The sequence below is a fragment of the Acidovorax delafieldii genome, assembly GCF_007993815.1.
GTDB lineage: Bacteria > Pseudomonadota > Gammaproteobacteria > Burkholderiales > Burkholderiaceae_C > Acidovorax > Acidovorax delafieldii.
On record NZ_VJWE01000011.1, the window covers coordinates 1,260,285 to 1,279,615 of the forward strand.

The 19,331-nt window shown below is 67.7% G+C and carries 17 protein-coding genes; 3 read left to right on the forward strand and 14 right to left on the reverse strand.

Annotated elements, in window-relative coordinates; genetic code table 11:
- Positions 1-39: 39 nt before the first annotated feature.
- From ATF69_RS08520 to ATF69_RS08530, 3 genes are read left to right on the forward strand one after another with little or no spacing between them, the layout of a single operon-like run.
- On the forward strand, positions 40-948 hold the full coding sequence (locus ATF69_RS08520; protein ID WP_146870582.1) for a shikimate dehydrogenase: 909 nt from the start codon (positions 40-42) through the stop codon (positions 946-948).
- Between the two features lie 37 nt (positions 949-985).
- Positions 986-1,885, forward strand: coding sequence for a VOC family protein (locus tag ATF69_RS08525; RefSeq protein WP_146870583.1), 900 nt, complete (start codon positions 986-988; stop codon positions 1,883-1,885).
- Positions 1,886-1,901: 16 nt separating this feature from the next.
- Complete coding sequence (locus tag ATF69_RS08530; RefSeq protein ID WP_146870584.1) at positions 1,902-2,807, forward strand: sugar phosphate isomerase/epimerase family protein; 906 nt, start codon at positions 1,902-1,904, stop codon at positions 2,805-2,807.
- Between the two features lie 181 nt (positions 2,808-2,988).
- On the opposite strand, the gene ATF69_RS08535 is transcribed toward ATF69_RS08530, so the two are convergent.
- The 14 genes from ATF69_RS08535 to ATF69_RS08600 form a co-directional block, all read right to left on the reverse strand.
- A complete protein-coding gene (locus ATF69_RS08535) occupies positions 2,989-3,444 on the reverse strand; it encodes a nuclear transport factor 2 family protein (protein ID WP_146870585.1) in 456 nt (151 codons plus the stop codon).
- Between the two features lie 8 nt (positions 3,445-3,452).
- Positions 3,453-4,235, reverse strand: coding sequence for an SDR family NAD(P)-dependent oxidoreductase (locus tag ATF69_RS08540; protein WP_099731782.1), 783 nt, complete (start codon positions 4,233-4,235; stop codon positions 3,453-3,455).
- Complete coding sequence (locus ATF69_RS08545) at positions 4,232-4,774, reverse strand: DUF3833 domain-containing protein (RefSeq protein WP_056056565.1); 543 nt, start codon at positions 4,772-4,774, stop codon at positions 4,232-4,234. The genes ATF69_RS08540 and ATF69_RS08545 overlap by 4 nt, the downstream gene beginning before the upstream one ends.
- 25 nt (positions 4,775-4,799) lie before the next feature.
- The gene (locus ATF69_RS08550) at positions 4,800-6,098 is read right to left on the reverse strand and encodes an MFS transporter (RefSeq protein WP_146870586.1); all 1,299 of its coding nucleotides are present in this window, start codon (positions 6,096-6,098) and stop codon (positions 4,800-4,802) included.
- On the reverse strand, positions 6,095-6,628 hold the full coding sequence (locus ATF69_RS08555) for a chalcone isomerase family protein (protein WP_146870752.1): 534 nt from the start codon (positions 6,626-6,628) through the stop codon (positions 6,095-6,097). Before ATF69_RS08555 ends, ATF69_RS08550 begins: the two co-directional genes overlap by 4 nt.
- 50 nt (positions 6,629-6,678) lie before the next feature.
- Complete coding sequence (locus ATF69_RS08560) at positions 6,679-7,911, reverse strand: SAM-dependent methyltransferase (RefSeq protein ID WP_056057551.1); 1,233 nt, start codon at positions 7,909-7,911, stop codon at positions 6,679-6,681.
- 35 nt (positions 7,912-7,946) lie between these two features.
- Positions 7,947-8,738: a DUF1365 domain-containing protein gene (locus ATF69_RS08565; RefSeq protein WP_108498352.1), complete on the reverse strand. Its 792-nt coding sequence runs from the start codon at positions 8,736-8,738 to the stop codon at positions 7,947-7,949.
- Complete coding sequence (locus ATF69_RS08570; protein WP_146870587.1) at positions 8,735-10,045, reverse strand: NAD(P)/FAD-dependent oxidoreductase; 1,311 nt, start codon at positions 10,043-10,045, stop codon at positions 8,735-8,737. The genes ATF69_RS08565 and ATF69_RS08570 overlap by 4 nt, the downstream gene beginning before the upstream one ends.
- Positions 10,046-10,289: 244 nt before the next feature.
- On the reverse strand, positions 10,290-10,874 hold the full coding sequence (locus ATF69_RS08575; protein WP_056742863.1) for a glutathione peroxidase: 585 nt from the start codon (positions 10,872-10,874) through the stop codon (positions 10,290-10,292).
- A 329-nt stretch (positions 10,875-11,203) separates the two neighbouring features.
- Positions 11,204-12,415 carry an HD-GYP domain-containing protein gene (locus tag ATF69_RS08580; RefSeq protein ID WP_056067843.1) on the reverse strand — a complete coding sequence of 404 codons (1,212 nt, stop codon included), beginning with the start codon at positions 12,413-12,415 and terminating at the stop codon, positions 11,204-11,206.
- A gap of 107 nt (positions 12,416-12,522) precedes the next feature.
- Positions 12,523-15,663, reverse strand: a complete 3,141-nt coding sequence (locus ATF69_RS08585) for an efflux RND transporter permease subunit (protein ID WP_146870588.1) — start codon at positions 15,661-15,663, stop codon at positions 12,523-12,525.
- A 12-nt stretch (positions 15,664-15,675) separates the two neighbouring features.
- The gene (locus tag ATF69_RS08590; protein WP_146870589.1) at positions 15,676-16,887 is read right to left on the reverse strand and encodes an efflux RND transporter periplasmic adaptor subunit; all 1,212 of its coding nucleotides are present in this window, start codon (positions 16,885-16,887) and stop codon (positions 15,676-15,678) included.
- 213 nt (positions 16,888-17,100) lie between these two features.
- Positions 17,101-18,483 carry an efflux transporter outer membrane subunit gene (locus tag ATF69_RS08595; protein ID WP_146870590.1) on the reverse strand — a complete coding sequence of 461 codons (1,383 nt, stop codon included), beginning with the start codon at positions 18,481-18,483 and terminating at the stop codon, positions 17,101-17,103.
- Between the two features lie 7 nt (positions 18,484-18,490).
- Entirely contained in the window at positions 18,491-19,174 is a 684-nt protein-coding gene (locus ATF69_RS08600; RefSeq protein ID WP_056067849.1) for a CerR family C-terminal domain-containing protein, read from the reverse strand.
- Positions 19,175-19,331: the final 157 nt, after the last annotated feature.

Sequence of the window (19,331 nt, forward strand, 5' to 3'; positions counted from 1 at the left end):
ACGCCCGGCCGTGCATTCACCCCGTATCCCGCCCGCCCCATGAGCACCCAGCTGCTTGATCCCCCGGTCACCACACCCACGTCCGCCATGCCATCCACAAGCCCCCGCAAGGTGCTGATCGGACTGATCGGTGCCGGCATCCAGAAGTCGCTGTCGCCCGCGCTGCACGAAGAAGAAGCGCGCCATCACGGCATGCGCCTGCACTACCAGCTCATCGACCTGGACCGCTCTTCGTCCTCGGCGGAACATCTGCCCACACTGTTGTCGGCGGCGCGCATCATGGGCTACGCGGGCTGCAACGTGACCTACCCCTGCAAGCAGGCGGTGATTCCGCACCTCGACAGCCTGTCCGAAGAAGCGCGCGCCATGGGCGCCGTGAACACCGTGGTCATCCAGGGCGGAAAACTCGTGGGCCACAACACCGACGGATCGGGCTGGGCTTGGGGCTTTACCCGCGCACTGCCTGGCGCTGACCTGCGCCGAGTTGTACTGCTGGGCGCGGGTGGTGCAGGCGCCGCCATTGCACATGCCGTGCTGCGGCTGGGCGCCGAGCACCTGAGCATCGTTGATGCGCAGCCCGAGCGTGCGGCTCAACTGGCAGCCGACGTGAATGCGCTGTACGGCGCCCGGGCCGAAGCCTCCGACATCCAATCGGCCATGGCGCAGGCCACAGGCCTGATCCACGCCACGCCCACGGGCATGGACAAACTGCCCGGCCTGCCACTCGATGTGGCCCTGCTGCGGCCCCCGATGTGGGTGTCCGAAGTGGTGTATTTCCCGCTCGACACCGCCCTGGTGCAGGCCGCACGCGCGCTGGGCTGCCGGGTATCCGACGGCGGTGGCATGGCTGTGGGCCAGGCCGTGGGCGCGTTCGAACTGTTCACCGGCGAGGCGCCCGATGCGGCGCGCATGGATGCGCATTTCCGCCGCCTGGTCAGCACGCGCTGATGCCACTGCCCGCTGCAACCCCCAAGGAGCCGACACCATGAGCACCCCGATGATGGCCGCCCGCGAAGCGCTGGGCGAACTGCCCAACCCCCTGGGCCTGCAGGGCATGGAGTTCATCGAATACGCCACCAGCCGTCCGCAGGCCCTGGGCCAGGCGCTGGAGCGCATGGGCTTTCAGCCCGTGGCGCGCCACCGCTCGCGCGAGGTGCTGCTGTACCGCCAGGGCGACATGAACATCATCGTCAACGCCCACCATGACAACGAGCTCACCGGCGTGCACGCCCCGCCCGCGCTCACTGAAGCGCCGGTGCTCGCCGCCATTGCTTTTCGCGTGGGCAATGCGGCCGCGGCCTACCGCCGGGTGCTGGAACTGGGCGCCTGGGCCGTGCACACCGAGGTCGAGGTGATGGAGCTGAACATCCCCGCCATCCACGGAGTGGGTGCCAGCCGCATCTACTTTGTCGACCGCTGGAAGGAGTTCTCCATCTACGACGTGGACTTTGTGCCCATCCCCACCGTCAACCAGCGCCCGCCTGCGCTGCAGGGCCTGCACCTGTTTGGCGTGGTGCAGTACATCGGCCTGGGCCGTGCGGAGGACTGGATCCACTTCTACAGGGAACTGTTTGGCTTCGCCGAGCTGGCACCGGACCAGTCGTTTGGCGTGCTCACCCACGGCCGCATCCTGGCCAGCCCCTGTGGCACGCTGCACTGGCAGCTCATCGAACCGTTGGTCGATGCGCTGGAAGCCGACCCCGAAGAGTTGCTGCAACGCGTGGCCTTTGGCGCGCCCGACGTGCTGGCCACAGTGCAAGCGCTGCGCGAGCGCGGCGTGGACTTCGTCGAGTCCCCCACCGGCGTGCACACGGGAACGCGCGGCGCCCTCACCCGCGCAGATGCCGGCGCTCCCAGCTTCGAACTGGTGCTGGACGCACGCTGAGCCTGGAGACTGCCCCATGCGCACATCCACCATGCAACGCAACGTCGCCGACTTTGGCATGGACACCATCAGCCTGGCGGGCCCGCTGGAGGCCAAGCTCGCCGCCGTCAAGGCCGCCGGATTTGGCCAGATCATGCTGGCCGCGCGCGACATCGTGGGCCACCCCGAGGGCATCGAGGCCGCCGTGCACGCCGTGCGCAGCAGCGGCTTGCGGGTGACGGGCTTCCAGGTGCTGCGCGATTTTGAAGGCTTGTCGGGCCATCTGCACAGCTACAAGGTGGACATCGCCAAGCAGATGATCCTGATGGCGCGTGACCTGGGCGCGCCCGTGCTGCTGGCATGCAGCTCCACGTCTTCGCACGCCACGTCTGACGCCGATGCGATTGCGCGCGACCTGCGCAAGCTGGCCCTGCTGGCGCTGCCCCATGGCATCCGCGTGGCGTTTGAGGGCCTCTCCTGGGGCCGCCACATCAACGAGGTGCACCAGGCCTGGGCCGCCGTGGAACAGGCCGATTGCCCCAACCTCGGGCTGGCCATTGATTCGTACCACCAGTTCGCCACCAGCACGCCGCTCTCGGCGCTGCAGGACGTGGACCCCGCCAAGATCTACCTCGTGCAGCTGTCCGACTTCATGTGGCAGGAAACGCGCACAGTGCAAGAGCGCATCGAGACCGCACGGCACTTTCGCGTGTTCCCTGGCGAAGGCGTGCACAGCAAGGCGCTGGCCGAACTGGTACGCACGCTGGACGGCATGGGCTACCAGGGCGATTACAGCTTCGAGGTCTTCAACGACGACTACCAGCAGCTGCCTCTGCCCTATGTGGCGCAACGGGCGTGGAACAGTGCGCTGTGGCTGGCCGAAGGCGTGTTGCAACGCGCAGTGCCCTTGCCCGGGCATTCGCGCATCCGGGCAGTGGGGTGAAGAGGGTGAGCAGGCCCCGGGGACCCTGTGCACGAATCGCCGCGTCGTGTGCATCTGCGGTCTCGGGCAGCCTGCGGTGTTGCAACACCTCGCAATAGCGACAGCTAGTGCTGCGTTTTGCGCCTAGCAGACCATTCCGATCCACAGCGCCCACATACCGCTCGATGCGTGCGGAGGATCCCTAGCTGTTGGCGCGCTTTTTGAGCCAGCGCATCAGTGCGCCCACCACGGGCAGCTTTTCGTACAGCTCTTCGGCCGCATCCCAGTAGTCGCGGTGCAGCGTCACCCGACCCTGTTCGTCCAGCACCAGGTGCGAGGCACCACGCACCGTCTGCGTCACGCCCTTGTGAAAGTCCTTGAACGCGAAGAGAAAGTCCCAGGTCAAAAAGCACTGCGTGCCCTGCACCACCCTGCCAGTGACCACAAAACGCGGATGCTCCAGTGCCTCGAACATGTGGGCAAAGATGGCCTGGATGGCGGGCACACCCACCACCTCATTGAATGGGTCCTTGAAGCGCGCCTGTGGCGCGTAGAAATGGCCAATGGCCGCTATGTCGGCAGGCGAGAGGTTTTCAAAGAACGCGACAACGCGCGTGACGGCTTCTTCGGTGGATGGGGGTGTGTGCGGGGGCTGCATCGCAAAAGTCAAAGGCCTGTGAAGCGGCGAACGGCGGGGAAGTACCAACGGTACGGCAACAGCCGCAGCAGCTTCATCACGCGTGTGAAACGCTTGGGGAAGTGGATGTCGAAATGCCCCCGCTCCCAGCCCTGCACGATGGCCGCCGCTGCAGCTTCGGGTGAGATGAGGGCCGGCATGGTGAAGTCGTTGCCCGCCGTGAGTGGCGTGGCCACAAAACCAGGGTTGATCACGCTCACGCCCATGCCCAGGTCGTGCAGGTCCAGGTACAGCGCCTCGGCCAGGTTGATGAGGGCAGCCTTGGTGGGCCCATAGGCCAGGCTCTTGGGCAGGCCGCGAAAGCCTGCCACGCTGCTGATCAGGCTCACGTGGCCTGGGCGCCCGGCCTCCGCTGCGGCCAGCATGGCGGGCAACACGGCGGCCAGCACGTGCAGCACGCCGTTGTAGTTGATCTGCTCATGGCGCAGCATAACGGCCAGATCGAAGTCGGTGGCGCGCATGTCGCGGTAGTAGCCCGCGCAGTAGCACACCAGGTCGGGCGCCCCTCCCGCGAGCACCTGCGCTGCGGCGGCCTGCACCTGTGCCGGTTCGGCAGTGTCAAAAGCCAGCGCCATGCTTCCGGGGTGCTGCACGACAAAGGCGTTCAGTGCATCACCGCTGCGCGCCGACACGATGACCTGCGCACCGCGCGCATGCAGCGCGGCTGCGGTGGCCCGGCCAATGCCACTGCTGGCCCCGATGAGCCAGGCACGGCGGCCCTGCCAGTCGCGCAAGGGAGGGTTGAGGCTCATGGTGCGCGTTTGGTGAAGGACAGCGTGATCTCGCCCAGGCGCACGCCGAACTTGGTCATGGTGGCGCGGTTGAGCATCACCCGGTCGTCGATGAGGTACATCCAGTCGTCCAGGTCCACGTTGTAGACCTTGCCATCCACCGGCAGGGCCAGCGTGTAGTTCCAGCGGAAGGCGTTGCCGCGCGTCTGGCCGTTGGCCGTGCCCACCACATCGTCGGCGGTGCCGGTGTAACGGCCGTCCGCGTGCTTGGTCAGGCGCCAGATGCGGCGCTGTGTGGTGCCGTCGGAGTAGGTGAAGGCTTCATCCAGCACGCCCTCGTTGCCTTTCCAGCTGCAGTCCATCACCACGGTGAAGCGTTTGACGATCTGGCCGCTGCGGTCCTGGAAGATGCCGTAGGCGTCGATCTTGCCGTTGAAATACTGGGCCAGGTCCAGCACCGGTTTCTCGGTGGCGTAGCCATCCAGGTTCTGGCTGGCGCAGCCGGACAGCACCACGGGCGCAGCCACAGCGGCGGAGAGGAGGAGGCGTCTTTGCATCATGGGTTGTGCCTTGGGGGTATGGGTGTCAGGTTCCAGCCATCGCCGCACCGCGTGGGTGCCGCAGAAAAAGGACGTACAGCGCTGCTGCTGCCGCCAGCTTGAGCGCGCAGGGCAGCACGGCGTAGGCCAGGCCCAGTGTCTGCAGGCCGTCATCGCTGCGCGTGCCCGGCGTGTAGCCCAGCCAGCCCAGCAGGGGCAGCGCCAGGCCTGCGGCCAGGGCCAGGTTGAGCTTGGTGGCAAAGTTCCACCAGCCGAAGTACGCGCCCTCGTGCTGGCCGCTGTCGCCCTCGGCCGCGATCACGCCCGCCAGCAGGGCGCTGGGCAGGGCCAGGTCCGTGCCCAGGGCCACACCCGACAGCGCGCAGACCAGGAGGAACGGCAACACATCACCCGCGCCCAGAAACGCCGTCCACACAAACACGGCAATCGCCAGCAGCATGCCCGCCAGCCAGGTGCGCGCCAAGCCCCAGCGCGCCACGGCACGCAGCCACAGCGGAATGGACAGCGCCGCACAGACAAAATAGGCCGCGAGGAACATGGGCTCCTGCGCAGGCGGGGCCTGCAGGCGGTCTTGAATGAAGAACAGCACCAGCGTGGCCGGGATGGCACTGGCGATGCCGTTGAGCATGAACACGGCCAGCAGGCGGCGAAAGGCAGCCCGTCCCCAGGGCCGCCACAGGCTGGCGCGCTGTGCCGGGCGGTACACGCCCGCCATGGCCTCTGCATGGTCTGCGGGGCGCGGGGCTCTGGTCCACGCCCACCAGCCCAGCAGCAGGGTGAGGGCAAACACACTGAGCATCACCGGCAGGCCCAGCAGCGCGGGCAGCACCGAAGCCAGCACCACGCCCACCAGCGCGGCGCCCTCACGCCAGGCCACGATGCGGCCGCGCTGCAGCTCATCGCCGCCCAGCCGTGCGCCCCAAGACTGGTGCGCAATGCCCAGCTGGCTATAGGCCGTGTAGGTGATGAGCAGTGCTACCAGCGCCCAGGCAATCAGTGCATCCGCCCCACGCACCCACGGAAAGAACAGGCTGGTCAGCCCCAGTGCCAGCACCACGGCCGACACCGCGCCCACCGCCAGCACGGCGCGCACCGAGCGGCCGAACAGGTGGTCGGACAGACGCCCCAGCAGCGGGTCGGACACCGCGTCGAACAGCCGCGCCGCCAGCAGCACCGAGCCCAGCGTGGCCAGCGGCATGCCGAACTCGCGCGCGTAGTGGTTGGGCAACAGCACATACAGCGGCAGCGCCACAAAGGCCAGCGGCAGGCCCAGCAGCCCATAGGCCAGGCCTTGGCTGGCGCGCATGGGCGTGGTGGTGGTCATTGCTGCCCTTGTCCCGCAGTGCGGGTGGCCGCGATCAGCTCTTGCCGCAGTCCGGGTTCGGAGGTTTGCGGCGACAGCCAGATGCCGAAGAACAGGCGCGAGAACTCGGCGTCAGGCACTTCGCCCACCACACGCCCGCCCATCTTGAACACGGCGCCCGTGCCGGGCTGGTACAGGCCCAGCAGCCGGTCGCCGGCCTTCACATCCGGCAGCGCGGCGGTCAGTGCCTGCTGCCAGCGCGTGGCCTGCTGCGGCGTGAAGCTGCCCACGCGGCGCATCTCTTCGATGGAGCGCTTGGCAATGGCCTCGGCCGAAAAATCGCGGTGGTAGGTCAGCTCCAGCGCCAGGGGGTGGGCGGCGTAGTTGTCGGCATCAAAACCGGGCTGCACCCACAGCCGCGCACGGTAGATCTCAAACCCCAGAAACCGCAGCACGCCCTGGCCCACCAGGCGGGCCCCCGACAGCGGGGCTGCGGCGGCTGCGCTGGCCTCTGCAACCTGCGCCAGCGCGGTTTGAGGGCCAAAAGCCATCAATGCGCTAGTGAATATTGCGGTGATAGCTATATTTTTCATAGCAATCATCAATCCTTGGCCAGGGTGTACTGCACTAGGTCGATGTTGCTCATCGCAAACGCCGCCTCGCAATACGCCAGGTAGAACTCCCAGATGTGCATGAAGCGCTCGTCAAACCCCAGCTGCAGGATCTGCGTGCGCTGCGCGAGGAAGCGCTCGCGCCACCGCTTGAGGGTTTCGGCGTAGTCCTGGCCAAACGCAAACTCGTCGACCACGCGCAGGCCTGCCGCCTCGGCTTCGCGGCGGAACTCGCGCGGACACGGCAGGCAGCCACCCGGGAAGATGTACTGCTGGATGAAATCCGTGGAGCTGATGTAGCGCTCAAACAGGCTGTCGTCGATGACGATGCTCTGGATGCAGGCCCGGCCGCCGGGCTTGAGCAAGCGGTTCACCGACTGGAAGTAGGTGGGCCAGTATTCGCGGCCCACGGCCTCGACCATCTCGATGGAGCAGATGGCGTCGTACGGGCCGTCCTGGATGTCGCGGTAGTCCTGCAGGCGCAGGTCGGCGTGCTCGGCCACCCCTTGCTGCGCCATGCGCTTTTGCGCGAAGGCGAGCTGCTCGGTGGAGAGTGTCACGCCCGTCAGGTGGGCGCCGAATTCGACGGTCGCCATCTCGGCCAGCGCGCCCCAGCCACAGCCGATCTCCAGCACCCGGGAATTTGGCTGCACACCGGCCATGCGCAACGCGCGCCGCACCTTGGCGTGCTGGGCAGCGCGCATGTCGCCGCCTGCATCGCCTTCGAACCAGGCGGACGAGTAGTTCATCGTGTCGTCCAGCCAGAGTTCGTAGAACGCGTTGCCCAGGTCGTAGTGGGCGTGGATGTTCTTCTGGCTGTTGGCGCGGGTGTTGCGGTTGAGCAGGTGCTTGATGCGGTACAGCAGGCGGCCGGCCCAGGTGCCGTAGATCACGCCTTCCACCTGCTGGCGGTTGGCGATGAAGAGCTTGAGCAGATCGGTCAGGTGCGGGGTGGTCCAGTCGCCCGCGATGTAGCTCTCGGCAAAGCCGATGTCGCCCGACTTGAGCGCTGCGCTGCAGACATTCCAGTTCTTGAGCGTGATCGCCGCCGACGGGCCATCGCCGTGCCCGAAGTGCTGCAGGGTGCCGTCAGGCAACTGCACCGTGAGGTGGCCGTGCTGCAGGCGCTGCAGCAGCCTGAGCGCGGTGCGGGCGGCTGCCGGAGTGCCTGCGGGCAGGGCCTGCGCGTTGCGGTCGGAGCGGGTGGCGGTGGTGGAGTTCATGGCGGCGGTCTCGCGGGGCTGGAACGACATGGAGATCAACGGGTCACGATGGAGGCAGGCGCCTCGGGCTTGCGATGGAAACGCACGCGCTTGAGCCACAGCTGCAGCGCGTGCCAGTGGATGCGGGCAATGATGGCCAGCGTCATGGCGGGGTAGCCCCAGAGCGCCTGGCGCAGGGTCTGTGCGGTGATGGCCTGCAGGGTGCCGCTCACGCTGGTCTGGATGAGCGGGCCGGTGTCGTCGTCGTGGTCGATGCGCACCACGGTGCGGCCTGCGTCCTGTGCTCCTGCCTCGGTGCGCATGAAACGAAAGCGGTAACCGCCGCTCACCTCGCAGAACGGCGACACGTGGAACACCTTGCGTGCCTGCTGTTCCACGCCGTACTGCGGCGCATCCAGCAGGTAGCAGTGGCGCTCGCCAAAGGTGTTGTTCACTTCCACCACGATGGCGCGCAGGTGGCCATCGGCACGGTGGCAGTACCAGAAGCTCACGGGTTTGAAGGTGTAGCCCAGCACACGGGGGTAGCAGTGCAGCCACACCTCACCTGTGGCGTCGGTGATGCCTTCGGTGCGCAGCAACTCGTCCAGCCAGGCCAGCGCCCCGCCCTGCGCGGCGCCGCGGCCGTCGCCGTGGTCCGCATCGTGGAAGCTGATGGCGCCACGCCGGTTCACAGCCAGCTCCCCACGCATGCCGGGCAGGCTGCGCATCGGCAGCATCAGGAAAAACGTGGGGTAGGCGAACGCATGCCGCCGGGGCCGCAGCCGCGTGTGGCGCACCTGGCCGAAGCCGATCAGGGGCGCTGCGGTGGGGGCCGGCGCGTGGCTCACGCAGCCTCCGCCAGGGGGGCCGGCAGGGCGGCCAGCAATTGCTCGGCCACGGCCAGGCCCGATTTGAGGCCGTCTTCGTGGAAGCCGTAGCCCGTCCAGGCGCCGCAGAACCAGGTGTGCTGCTGCCCTTGCAGCTTGCCCACCTGCTGCTGCGCGCGGATGGCGGCCATGTCGAACACCGGGTGGGCGTATTCGTAGCTGCCGATCACGTGTTCGGGCGCTATGTCGCGCACCGGGTTGAGCGACACCACCACGGGCTGCGCAAAGGGCACGGGCTGCAGCTGGTTGATGAGGTAGTGCAGGCACACGCGGGCCGACTCGCGGCTGCGTTGCGGCGCACGTTCGTAGTTCCACGCGGCCCAGGCGGCGCGGCGCGCCGGCAGCACGGACGTATCGGTGTGCAGGACAGCGCGGTTGGCCTGGTAGCGAATGGAACCCAGCACCGCGCGCTCGTGCGGCGTGGGCTGGGCCAGCAGGGCGAGCGACTGGTCCGAATGGGTGGCCAGCACCACCTTGTCAAAGTGCTCGGTGTGGCCTGCAGTCACCACGCGCACGCCGGCGGCATCGCGCTCGATGCGGCGCACGGGGGTGTTCAGGCGCTTGTCGGCAATGCCCGCCACGATCTTGTCCACGTAGTGGCGCGCTCCGCCGGACACCGTCCACCACTGCGGGCGGTTGCTCACCTGGATCAGGCCATGGTTGTGGCAGAACCGGATCATGGTGGCCACGGGGAACTTCAGCATCTGGTCGGTGGGGCAGCTCCAGATGCAGCCCAGCATTGGCAAGAAGTACCAGTCACGGAAGGCGTCGCCAAAGCGGTGCTCGCGCAAAAAGTCGCCCAGCGGCTGCATCAGCGCGGCCTCGGCCTGCTTTTCGGCAATGCGCGTGCACAGCTTGTTGAAGCGCAGCAGGTCGCGCAGCATGCCCAGAAAACGCGGGTTGACCAGGTTGGAGCGCTGGGCGAACACTGTGCTGAGGTTGGTGCCGCTCCACTCCAGCGCGCGGCCGCCGCCCAGTGCTGCGGGCACCTGCACCGAAAACGACATGTCGGATTTGGTCGTCTCCACGCCCAGCTCGGCCAGCAGGCGGATCAGGTGAGGATAGGTGCGCTCGTTGAACACCAGAAAGCCGGTGTCCACGCCGTGGGTGACCGGGGTGCCTGACGCATCGGGCAGGGTGACATCGACGGTGTGGGTGTGGCCGCCGAAGTAGTCGCCCGCCTCAAACAGCGTGATGTCCGCCTGGCCGCGCAGCTGGTGCGCGACGGAAAGCCCGGAGATGCCGGAGCCGATGATGGCGATTTTCATGACCGGCTCCCTCTGGCCGGTGCACGGAATAAAAAGGTTGCGAAGCGTCCCGAAACGAATAAGAGAGGGAGGGAGGAGAAGCGCTCCAGGAGGTCAGTCGGAACCCAGGGGCCCGAAAGGCTTCGCAACATTAAAACTGTACGCTGCGCAATCGTGTTGCGCAATGGATAGAGTGAGGCCGCTCCGGCGAAGTTCCAGAGGGCGCCTGTATTTTTTTTCAAGAAATGTAAAGAAGTCATTGCGCTCACCGGGGTGTGGGCAGGGCGAGCTGCTGTTCGATGGCACGCACCAGGCCCTTGTTGTCCGGCCCGGTCAGGCTGGAGTAGTTGTCCACCAGCTTGCCGTCGCGCCCCAGCAGGTATTTGTGGAAGTTCCAGCGGGGAGCCGTGCCCGACAGCTGCGCCAGTTGCTGGTACAGCGGCGAGGCCTCCGGGCCCTTCACGCTGCTTTTGGCAAACATGGGAAATTTCACCCCGAAGGTGTTTTCGCAGAAGTCGGCGATTTCCTTGTTACTGCCTTTTTCCTGGGCAAAGTCGTTGGACGGGAAGCCCAGCACCACCAGCCCCTTGTCCTTGTAGCGGGCATACAGCTCTTCCAGCCCCTTGTACTGGCCGGTAAAGCCACAGAAGCTGGCCGTGTTGACCACCAGAACCACTTTTCCGCTGTACTGGCAAAGCGACTGCGGCTTTTCGTCCTGCAGGCGCGGAAAGGTGTGCTGCAGCGTGGCCGGGCACGCTGCAGGCGCATCGGCCGCTTGGGCGGCGGGCGCCAGCAGCAGCCAGGCCGCCAGCGCGGTGGCTGTCGAGAGGAGTCTTGTAAGGCGGTTCATAGGACTTTGGGCAGTGAGTGCGGCCAATTTAACCATTTCATCATTTTTTGTCCACATGAGTTTTTATTTGTACTGAATGGTTTACGTGGTGTGAACGCATTTGGATTCAGATTTCGGAAGCAACGGGGTGAGGCCCAAAACGGCCGTGCAGCCCAAACGGCGCCGGCCGATCACCCGGCAGGGAAAAGGGGCGAGCGCGGCGTCAGACCCGGTGCCAGGCACCAGGAGCCAGGCATGAGGCGACGCTCAATGCCGAAAACAGGGGGGGGTTGTCCGCCGCAACAGCGGCGGCACGCAGAACCGGGGGGCTCGCAGCGCCCTCCCAGGCGTCAGACCATCTGCAGCAGGCGGTCCAGCGACAGGTTGACCCGCACGTCCTTGAAAGCCACCACACCGGTGACCTTCCAGGGCGGCATGCCCGTATCGCGGGGAATGGGCTCGCCCGTGGCCATGCCGTCGCGGTTGGTCACCACGGCCACGCGGGGGGTGGTGGCGGTGGTGCCCCGGCGGATGACCACGCCCACTTCACGGCTGGCCAGGCGCACAAAGGCACCGGGGGGGTAGACGCCCAGGGTCTTGACGAGGGCGGCGCCGGCCTCGTCCACCTGGTGTTCTTCGTCGTAGTAGCTGGCCTGCATGGCGGCAGTGACAGGCATGGGCAGCCGCGCGGCGCGGGGGGCCAGGCGGGCACCAAAAATGTCGGCGCGCTGCAGCAGGCGGGCCATTTGCTGGGCTTCGGTCTTTTTGGCCAGGGGCCCGGGCGTGCGGTGGTGGTGGCAGCGCACGGCCTCCAGCCACACCGGGTCGGCCACGCCCAGGTGGCGCAGCAGCGCCTCGGACCGCGCCGCGTGGTCTTCCACGGCGGCAATCTGGGTCGCGGTGAGGGGCTGGGTCTGCAGCACCAACTGGTCCTGCAGCTCGGTCATGGCGATGTTCATGCTCAGCGCCGCGTGCCCCAATTGCTGCACCCGGCCGCTGGGCCAGCGCAGCATCTCGCGGGCCACCACCATGCACACGCAGCTGACCAGCATGGAATGCGTGGCGCTGTACATGCGCGTTTCCTGGGCCGAGAGATAGATCAGTGCCAGCAGCGTGGCGTCGGGCGTCTGCTCGCAATGGCGCACCAGCTCGTCGTGCAGCGCCTGAAACCGCCCGCCAAAGTCGCTGGGCGACGGGGCGCGCAGCAACTGCGTGGCGCGCAACTGCAGCTCGGGCCAGTCGGGCAGGGTTTTGCCCGCACGCGCAGCGGCCGCTGCGGCGGCCTGCTCGCCGGCCGTCATCTTCATGGCGGCGATCTCGCCCAGGTTGGTGTCGGCGATCAGCATGCGCTGCAGCTGCGCCAGGTAGGCGCGGTGGCTGCCGCCGGATTCGTCGGTGTCCACGCACAGCTCGCGCCCGCGTTCGACCAGCTTGGCCAGTTCGTCGCGGGTGCGGATCACATAGCCCTTTTGCGCCAGCAACACGCCGTCGGCCCCCCGCAGCACAAAAGGCAGGGGATGGCCCAGCTGGATGGATTCGATGTTGAGGCTGACGAGGTTCATGGTGCGCGTTGCATTATCCGACGGCTACCTCCCGCCAAAGCCCGCGCGACCCCCGTGATTGCCCTGCTTTTTGGGCTCACGCCGGGGGGGCGCGCCAAGACTTGGCGTCAGGGGGCGGAGGGAGTTGCTGGTTGCGCCGTGGCGGCGGCTGTGGCTGTGGGGGCCGCCGGTGCGCCCGGGGCATGGCGCCCCCCGCGCAGGCGGCGGGCCAGCCGGCCGAACCCCTGGCCCAGGTCGTCCACCCCGGTGAACACCGCCGGAATCACCAAGAGGCTCAGCAGCGTGGAGGTGATGAGTCCGCCAATTACCGCCACTGCCATGGGCGAGCGAAAGCTTGCGTCCGCAGCACCCAGGCCGATGGCGATGGGCAGCATGCCCGCACCCATGGCCAGCGTGGTCATGATGATGGGCCGTGCGCGCTTGTGGCAGGCGTCGATCAGCGCCTCAAAGCGCGTCATGCCATGCTCGCGCCGCGCCAGGATGGCGTACTCCACCAGCAGGATGGAGTTCTTGGTGGCAATGCCCATGAGCATGATCAGCCCGATGAGTGAGGGCATCGAGAAGCTCTTCTGCGCAATCAGCAGCCCCACAAACGCGCCACCCAGCGACAGCGGCAGCGCCGCCAGGATGGTCACCGGGTGCAGGAAGTCCTTGAACAGCAGCACCAGCACGATGTAGATGCACAGCACGCCGGTGAGCATGGCCAGGCCAAAGCTGGCAAACAGCTCGCCCATCATCTCGGCATCGCCAATGGTGATCTGGCGCACGCCGGCTGGCAGGTTCTGGATGGAGGGCAACGCCTCCACCGCCTTGGTCACGTCGCCCAGCGGCTGGCCCGAGAGTTCGATCTCGAAGTTCACGTTGCGCGCGCGGTCGTAGCGGTCCACCACGGCCGGGCCGCCGCTGAACTCCAGCGTGGCCACCTGGCCCAGCATCACCGGGCCCTTGGCGCCGGGCACCGGCAGGCGTTCCAGCAGCGACAGGTCCTTGCGCGCATCGTCCTGCAGCTTGACGACGATGGGCACCTGGCGCGCGGCCAGGTTGAGCTTGGGCAGCGATACGTCGTAGTCACCCACCGTGGCAATGCGCAGCGTTTCGGCAATCGCGCTGCTGGTCACGCCCAGGTCGGCGGCGCGGGCAAAGTCGGGGCGCACGGCAATTTCGGAGCGCACGAGGCTGGCGGTGGACGAGATGCTGCCCAGGCCGGGGATGGTGCGCAGGTCTTTCTCGACCGCCAATGCGGCCGTGGTCAGCGCCTGCGGGTCGTCGCCCGTGAGCACCAGCACGTACTTCTCGCCCGAGCCGCCCAGGCCCACCTTGCTGCGCACGCCAGGCAGCGTCTCCAGCGCGGCGCGGATCTGGTTCTCGATGCCCTGCTTGCGCGGACGGTCGCCGCGCTCAGACAGCAAGATGGTCAGCGTGGCCTTGCGCGTTTCGGTGCTGGCGCCTCCCATGAAAGGATCAGTGCCGGCCGAGCCGCCGCCGATGGTGGTGTACACACTTTGCACATGCTCCACCTTGGCGATGCGCTGCCGCGCGTCTTCGGCCACGGCCCGCGTCTGCGCCAGCGTGGCGCCGGGCGGCAGCTCCAGGTACACCTGGGTCTGCGAGTTGTCGTCCGGCGGGATGAAGCCCGTAGGCAGCAGCGGGATCAGCGCCAGCGAGCCGATGAAAAAGGCCGCCGTGGCAATGAAGGTCATCCACCGGTGCTTGATGCACCACGCGGCCCAGCGCAGGTACACCGTCATCCAGCGCGGGTCCTTGTGGTCGCCCACGATGGGCTTGAGGATGTAGGCCGCCATCATGGGCGTGAGCAGGCGTGCCACCACCAGGCTGGCAAACACCGCGAGCGACGCCGTCCAGCCAAACTGCTTGAAGAACTTGCCCGCTATGCCGCTCATGAACGCCGTGGGCAGGAACACCGCGATCAGCGTGAAAGTGGTGGCAATCACGGCCAGGCCGATCTCGTCGGCCGCCTCCATGGCCGCCTGGTAGGGCGTCTTGCCCATGCGCAGGTGGCGCACGATGTTCTCGACTTCCACGATGGCGTCGTCCACCAGGATGCCCACCACCAGCGACAGCGCCAGCAGCGTGATCACGTTGATCGAGAAGCCCAGCCAGTACATGCCGATGAACGCCGGGATCACCGACAGCGGCAGCGCCACGGCCGACACGAAGGTGGCGCGCCAGTCGCGCAGGAAGAGCCACACCACCAGCACGGCCAGCAGCGCGCCTTCGTACAGCAGGTGCATGGAGCCGTCGTATTCCTCCTGCACGGGCTGCACGAAGTTGAAGGCCTCGGTGATTTCCAGGTCCGGGTGCTGCGCGCGCATCTCTTGCAGGGCCGCCTGCACGGCAGCGCCCACTTCCACTTCGCTCGCGCCCTTGCTGCGTGCGACCTCGAAGCCCACCACCGGCTTGCCGTTGAGCAGGGCCAGCGCGCGGGGCTCGGCGATGGTGTCTGTCACCGTGGCCACCTGGTCCAGCCGCACGTGGCGGCCGTCCGACAGTGCCAGCGTGAGGCCCGCCAGCTCCTGCGCCGACTGCACGGTGGCCAGCGTGCGCACCGGTTGCTCGCTGCCGCCCAGGTCGGTGCGGCCGCCGGCACTCTCCGTCTGCACCAGCCGCAGCTGGCGTGACACATCGGCCGCCGTGGCGCCCAGGGACTGCAGCTTGACCGGGTCGAGTGCCACATGCACCTCGCGCTGCACACCACCCACGCGGTTGACGGCGCCCACGCCGCGCACGGTGAGCAGCTTCTTGGCCACGGCGTCGTCCACAAACCAGGATAGCGCCTCGTCGTCCATGCGGGCCGACGCGATGGTGAAGGCCAGCACGGGCTGCGCGGCCAGGTCCATCTTGGTCACGATGGGGTCGCGCACGTCACCCGGCAGGTCGCCGCGCACACGGGCCACGGCGGAGCGCACGTCGTCCAGCGCCTCCTGTGTGGGCTTCTCCAGCCGGAACTCGGCGGTGATGGTGGCGCCGCCGTCCTGCACCTTGGTGTAGATGTGCTTGAGGCCCTGCAGCGTGGCGATGCTGTTCTCGATCTTGCGCGCCACGTCGTTCTCCAGCTGCGCGGGCGAGGCGCCCGGCAGCGCCACGGTCACGGAGATCGTGGGCAGGTCGATGTCGGGAAAGTTCTGCACCTTCATGGCGTTGAAGGACAGCAGGCCGCCGAAGGTCAGCAGCACAAACAGCATCAGCGCCGGGATGGGGTTCTTGATGGACCAGGTGGACACATTCATGTGGAATGCTCCTTAATTGATAGCTGTTTGCGCATGATTCACTAGCGCTACAGGCACTTTTTGCATGAAATGCTGGCTGGAGGACTGCTTGCCAGCCGCTGGCGCCGCCGCAGGGGCCGCCACGCGCACCAAGTCGCCATCGTTCAAAAAGCCCGCACCGCGCACGGCGACGGAGGCTCCAGCGTCCAGGCCCGACAGCACCTCGACCCGGTCGGCCACGCGGCGGCCGGTTTGGACCTTGCGCATCTGCACGCGCTGGTCTCCGCCCACCACAAACACGTACGAGAACCCGTCGCGCACCACCAGCGCCTCTTGTGGCACGGTGAGTGCGTCGCTGCTGCCCAGTGCAAACTCGCCCCGCGCAAACATCCCGGCACGGAAGTCGGTGTTGGCGGGCAGGTCCACATAGACCAGCGCATTGCGCGTTTGCGGGTCCACCGTGGGCGCGACCATGCGCACGGAGCCCTCGGCCGCGGCGCCGCTGGCAGCGGTGACGCTGACCTTAGCCCCGGGCTGGATGCGCCGCAGCTCGGTGGACGTGACCTCGGCGCGCCACTCCAGGCGGCCCTTGCGCACCATGCGGAACAGCTCCGTGCCGGCACCCACCACCGCGCCCACGGTGGCCGTGCGGGCCGAGATCACGCCGCTGTCAGGCGCCACCACCTGCGTGTATTTGAGGCGCAGCTGCTGCGCGTTCAGCGCGGCCTTGGCCGCTTCCACGCGGGCCTGGGCGGTTTGCTCGGCCGTGGTGAACTGCTGGATCTGCTGCTGGCTGAGTGCGCCCGTGGCTTGCAACGAGCGGGCGCGGTCGGCATTGGCGGCGGCCTCGGCCGCATTGGCCTGGGCTTCGAGCAGGCTGGCGCGGCTCTGGGCCACATCGGCCAGCACCGTGTCGGCCGAGAAGGTGGCCAGCACCTGCCCGGCCTTGACCACATCGCCCACGTTCACACGCACCTCGGTCAGGCGCAGGCCGTTGCTCTCGGCCCCAATGCTCGCCTCTTGCCACGCGGCGATGTTGCCGTTGGCCGCCAGGCGCAGCGGCACCGGCATGCGCTGCGGCTGCGCCGTGCTGACGGTGAGCGCAGGCCGGGGCTGGCCCGCCTTGGGTTCATCGGCGGCACGCGATGCGCCCGAGAAAACCAGTGCACCGCCCGTGGCCAGCACGCAGGCGGTGATCACGGCGAAGGCCGTGGGAGAGAACTTGAAGGAAGAGAAATTTTGCATTTGTTTTCGTCCTGAAGAATTCATATCAGCTTTCCAAGGCGCGACGCGCCACCCGCCCGGGATAAAACTGGCGCTGCCTAGGCCAGTGCCCCCGTGCAAGGGCCGCCAAGCCGCGTATGCGGCGCTTCGCTTGCGTGCACCGGAGGCGTCCCCCTCCCGACTCGCGCAGCGAGTCCAGAGAGGGGGAAGGCGCGAAGCGACTCAGGGGGTGCTTCACTCTTTCCATCCACCACCGGCGGCGCGGTACAGCGCAATCCAGGCGGTCTGGCGTTCGTGCTGCAGCGCGACCAGCGCGTTCTCGGCGGCCAGCGCTGTGCGCCGGGCATCTTCCAGCTCCACCAGACTGGCCAGGCCACCGCGCCAGCGCGCCTCGGTCGCGTCGAACGACGCGCGGTAGCCCTCGGCGGCAGTGCGCGCGCTGGCGCTGCGCTCGGCCGTGCTTTGCAGCCGCACCAGGGCCTGTTCGACCTCGCTCACGGCCTGGCGCACCTTGGCGCGGTACTGCGACGCGGCCTCGTGGTAGCGGGCCTGCGCCGCATCGGTCTGCGCGGCGCGGCGGCCACCGTCAAAGATCGGCACGCTGAGCGCCAGCGGGCCGATGGTCCAGGTGCTCAGGTCGGTGGTCACGCCCCCCGTGCGCACCTGGGCTGCGCCCACGCTGCCGCTGAGGGTCAGCCGCGGGTAGCGCTGGGCCTGGGCGCTGGCGACGTCCGCGCTAGCCGCAGCCACTTCGCGCTCGGCGTTGTACACATCGGGGCGCTGGGTCAGCACCTGGGCGGGCAGTGCGTCCACGGTGAATAACGCGTCCTGGGCCGCAGCCACCGGCTGGGCCAGCCGGGTGCGCAGCGTGGGCTCTTCCCAGCCGGTGAGCGCCACCAGGGCCTTGACCTCCACATCGCATTGCATGCGTTGCTGCGAGGCACGGGCCTGGGCCTCGGCGGCGCTGGCGCGTGCCAGTGCGGCCGTGGCGGGCGCAGTAAAGCCCGCACGTTCGCTGAGCTGGGACAGGCGGGACGTTTCGCTACGGGACTGCGCATCGCGCTCGGCCACCTGTTGCTGGGCCAGGCAGGTGCGGATGCTGCTGGTCTGCTGTGCCACCTCGGCTGCCACGCTCACGCGCGCCTCGTGCCACAGGGCCTGCGCGCCGGCCAGCCGCTCATCGGCAGCGGTTTTGGCGGTGCGGTTGGCGCCAAACAGGTCCAGCTCCCAGCTTGCCTGCAGCCCCGCCTGCGAGGTGGTCGCCACGCGCGCCAGCTGGTCATTGAAGCCCCGGCTGGCGCTGGCCTGTGCGTCGAGCGAAGGCAGCAACGCCGCCCGGCTGCCCACCTGCGTGGCGCGGGCCTGCGCAATGCGCGACTGGGCCTGCGCGATGCCCGGGCTCACGGCCTGGGCGGCGTCGATCAGCTCGACCAGCAGCGGGTCTTGCAGCTGGGTCCACCAGCGGGCCATGCCCGTGAGGGAGCCCTGGTGCGGCAAGGGTGCGTTCCAGGCCGCAGGTGCGGGTGCCGATACCTGCGCAGGTGGTGCGGTGGTGGAGCAGGCCACCAGTGGCAGGACCAGCGCCAGCCACAAGGGTTTGTGTGAGATCAGTCGCATGTGCAAGTCACTCTGGGGTACGGGGAGAGGAGGTTTTTTTGGCGGGGGCGGCCGCGCGGGCCGCAGCGCGGCGCTGGCGTTCCCCGTCCACCATGAACTGGGCAAAGTCCACCAGCCGGGATGTGGTGGCGGCCAGCCCCCGTGGCGTGGCGGTGAGTCCGGGGCGCACGGCCTGCACCACGTCGCGGCCCACGTAGTACTGCAGCGCCAGGGCGGTGATGGCCATGGCCAGGCGGTGCACATCGTCATCGGCAGTTTTCAGGCCGAACTCCTTGCACAGCAGGCCGACGAGCGCGGCGTGGGCAGGCTTGATCTCGCACTCCAGCTCCTGCTGCCACAGCCCGGTGGGGTCCAGCATTTCGCGAAAGTGCAGGCGCATGCACAGCTCGACCAGGTCGCCTTCGTGCAGGGGCTGCATGAAGCTCTGGATCAGCAGCTCGATGAACGCAGGCAAGGTGTCCGGCCAGGCATCCACGGCGATGGGGCTGCCCATGGGCTCGGTGAACGCTGCGCGGTACAGCCCGTTCTTGTCGCCAAAGTAGTAGCTGATGGAGGCCGGGTTGACACCCGCCGCCTGGGCAATGTCGCGGATGGACGCCTTGGCAAAGCCGTTTTCGGCAAAGAGGCGCAAGGCGGCGTGTAGCAGCCGCGCGCGGGCCTGTGCGCCTTCCGTGGGCGGTGGGGGGGGCATGGAAGGCCGGGTTGGCTTGGGGGCTGAATCTGGCATGGAGCCGGATTACAGCACTATTTAATCAAACGATTGATTAAATTTTTGTTTCAAAAATTATCGCGGGTGTTTCGGCCGTGTTTCTGCCGGGGCTGACCTGTTGTTTGCAGCGAGGGACGGG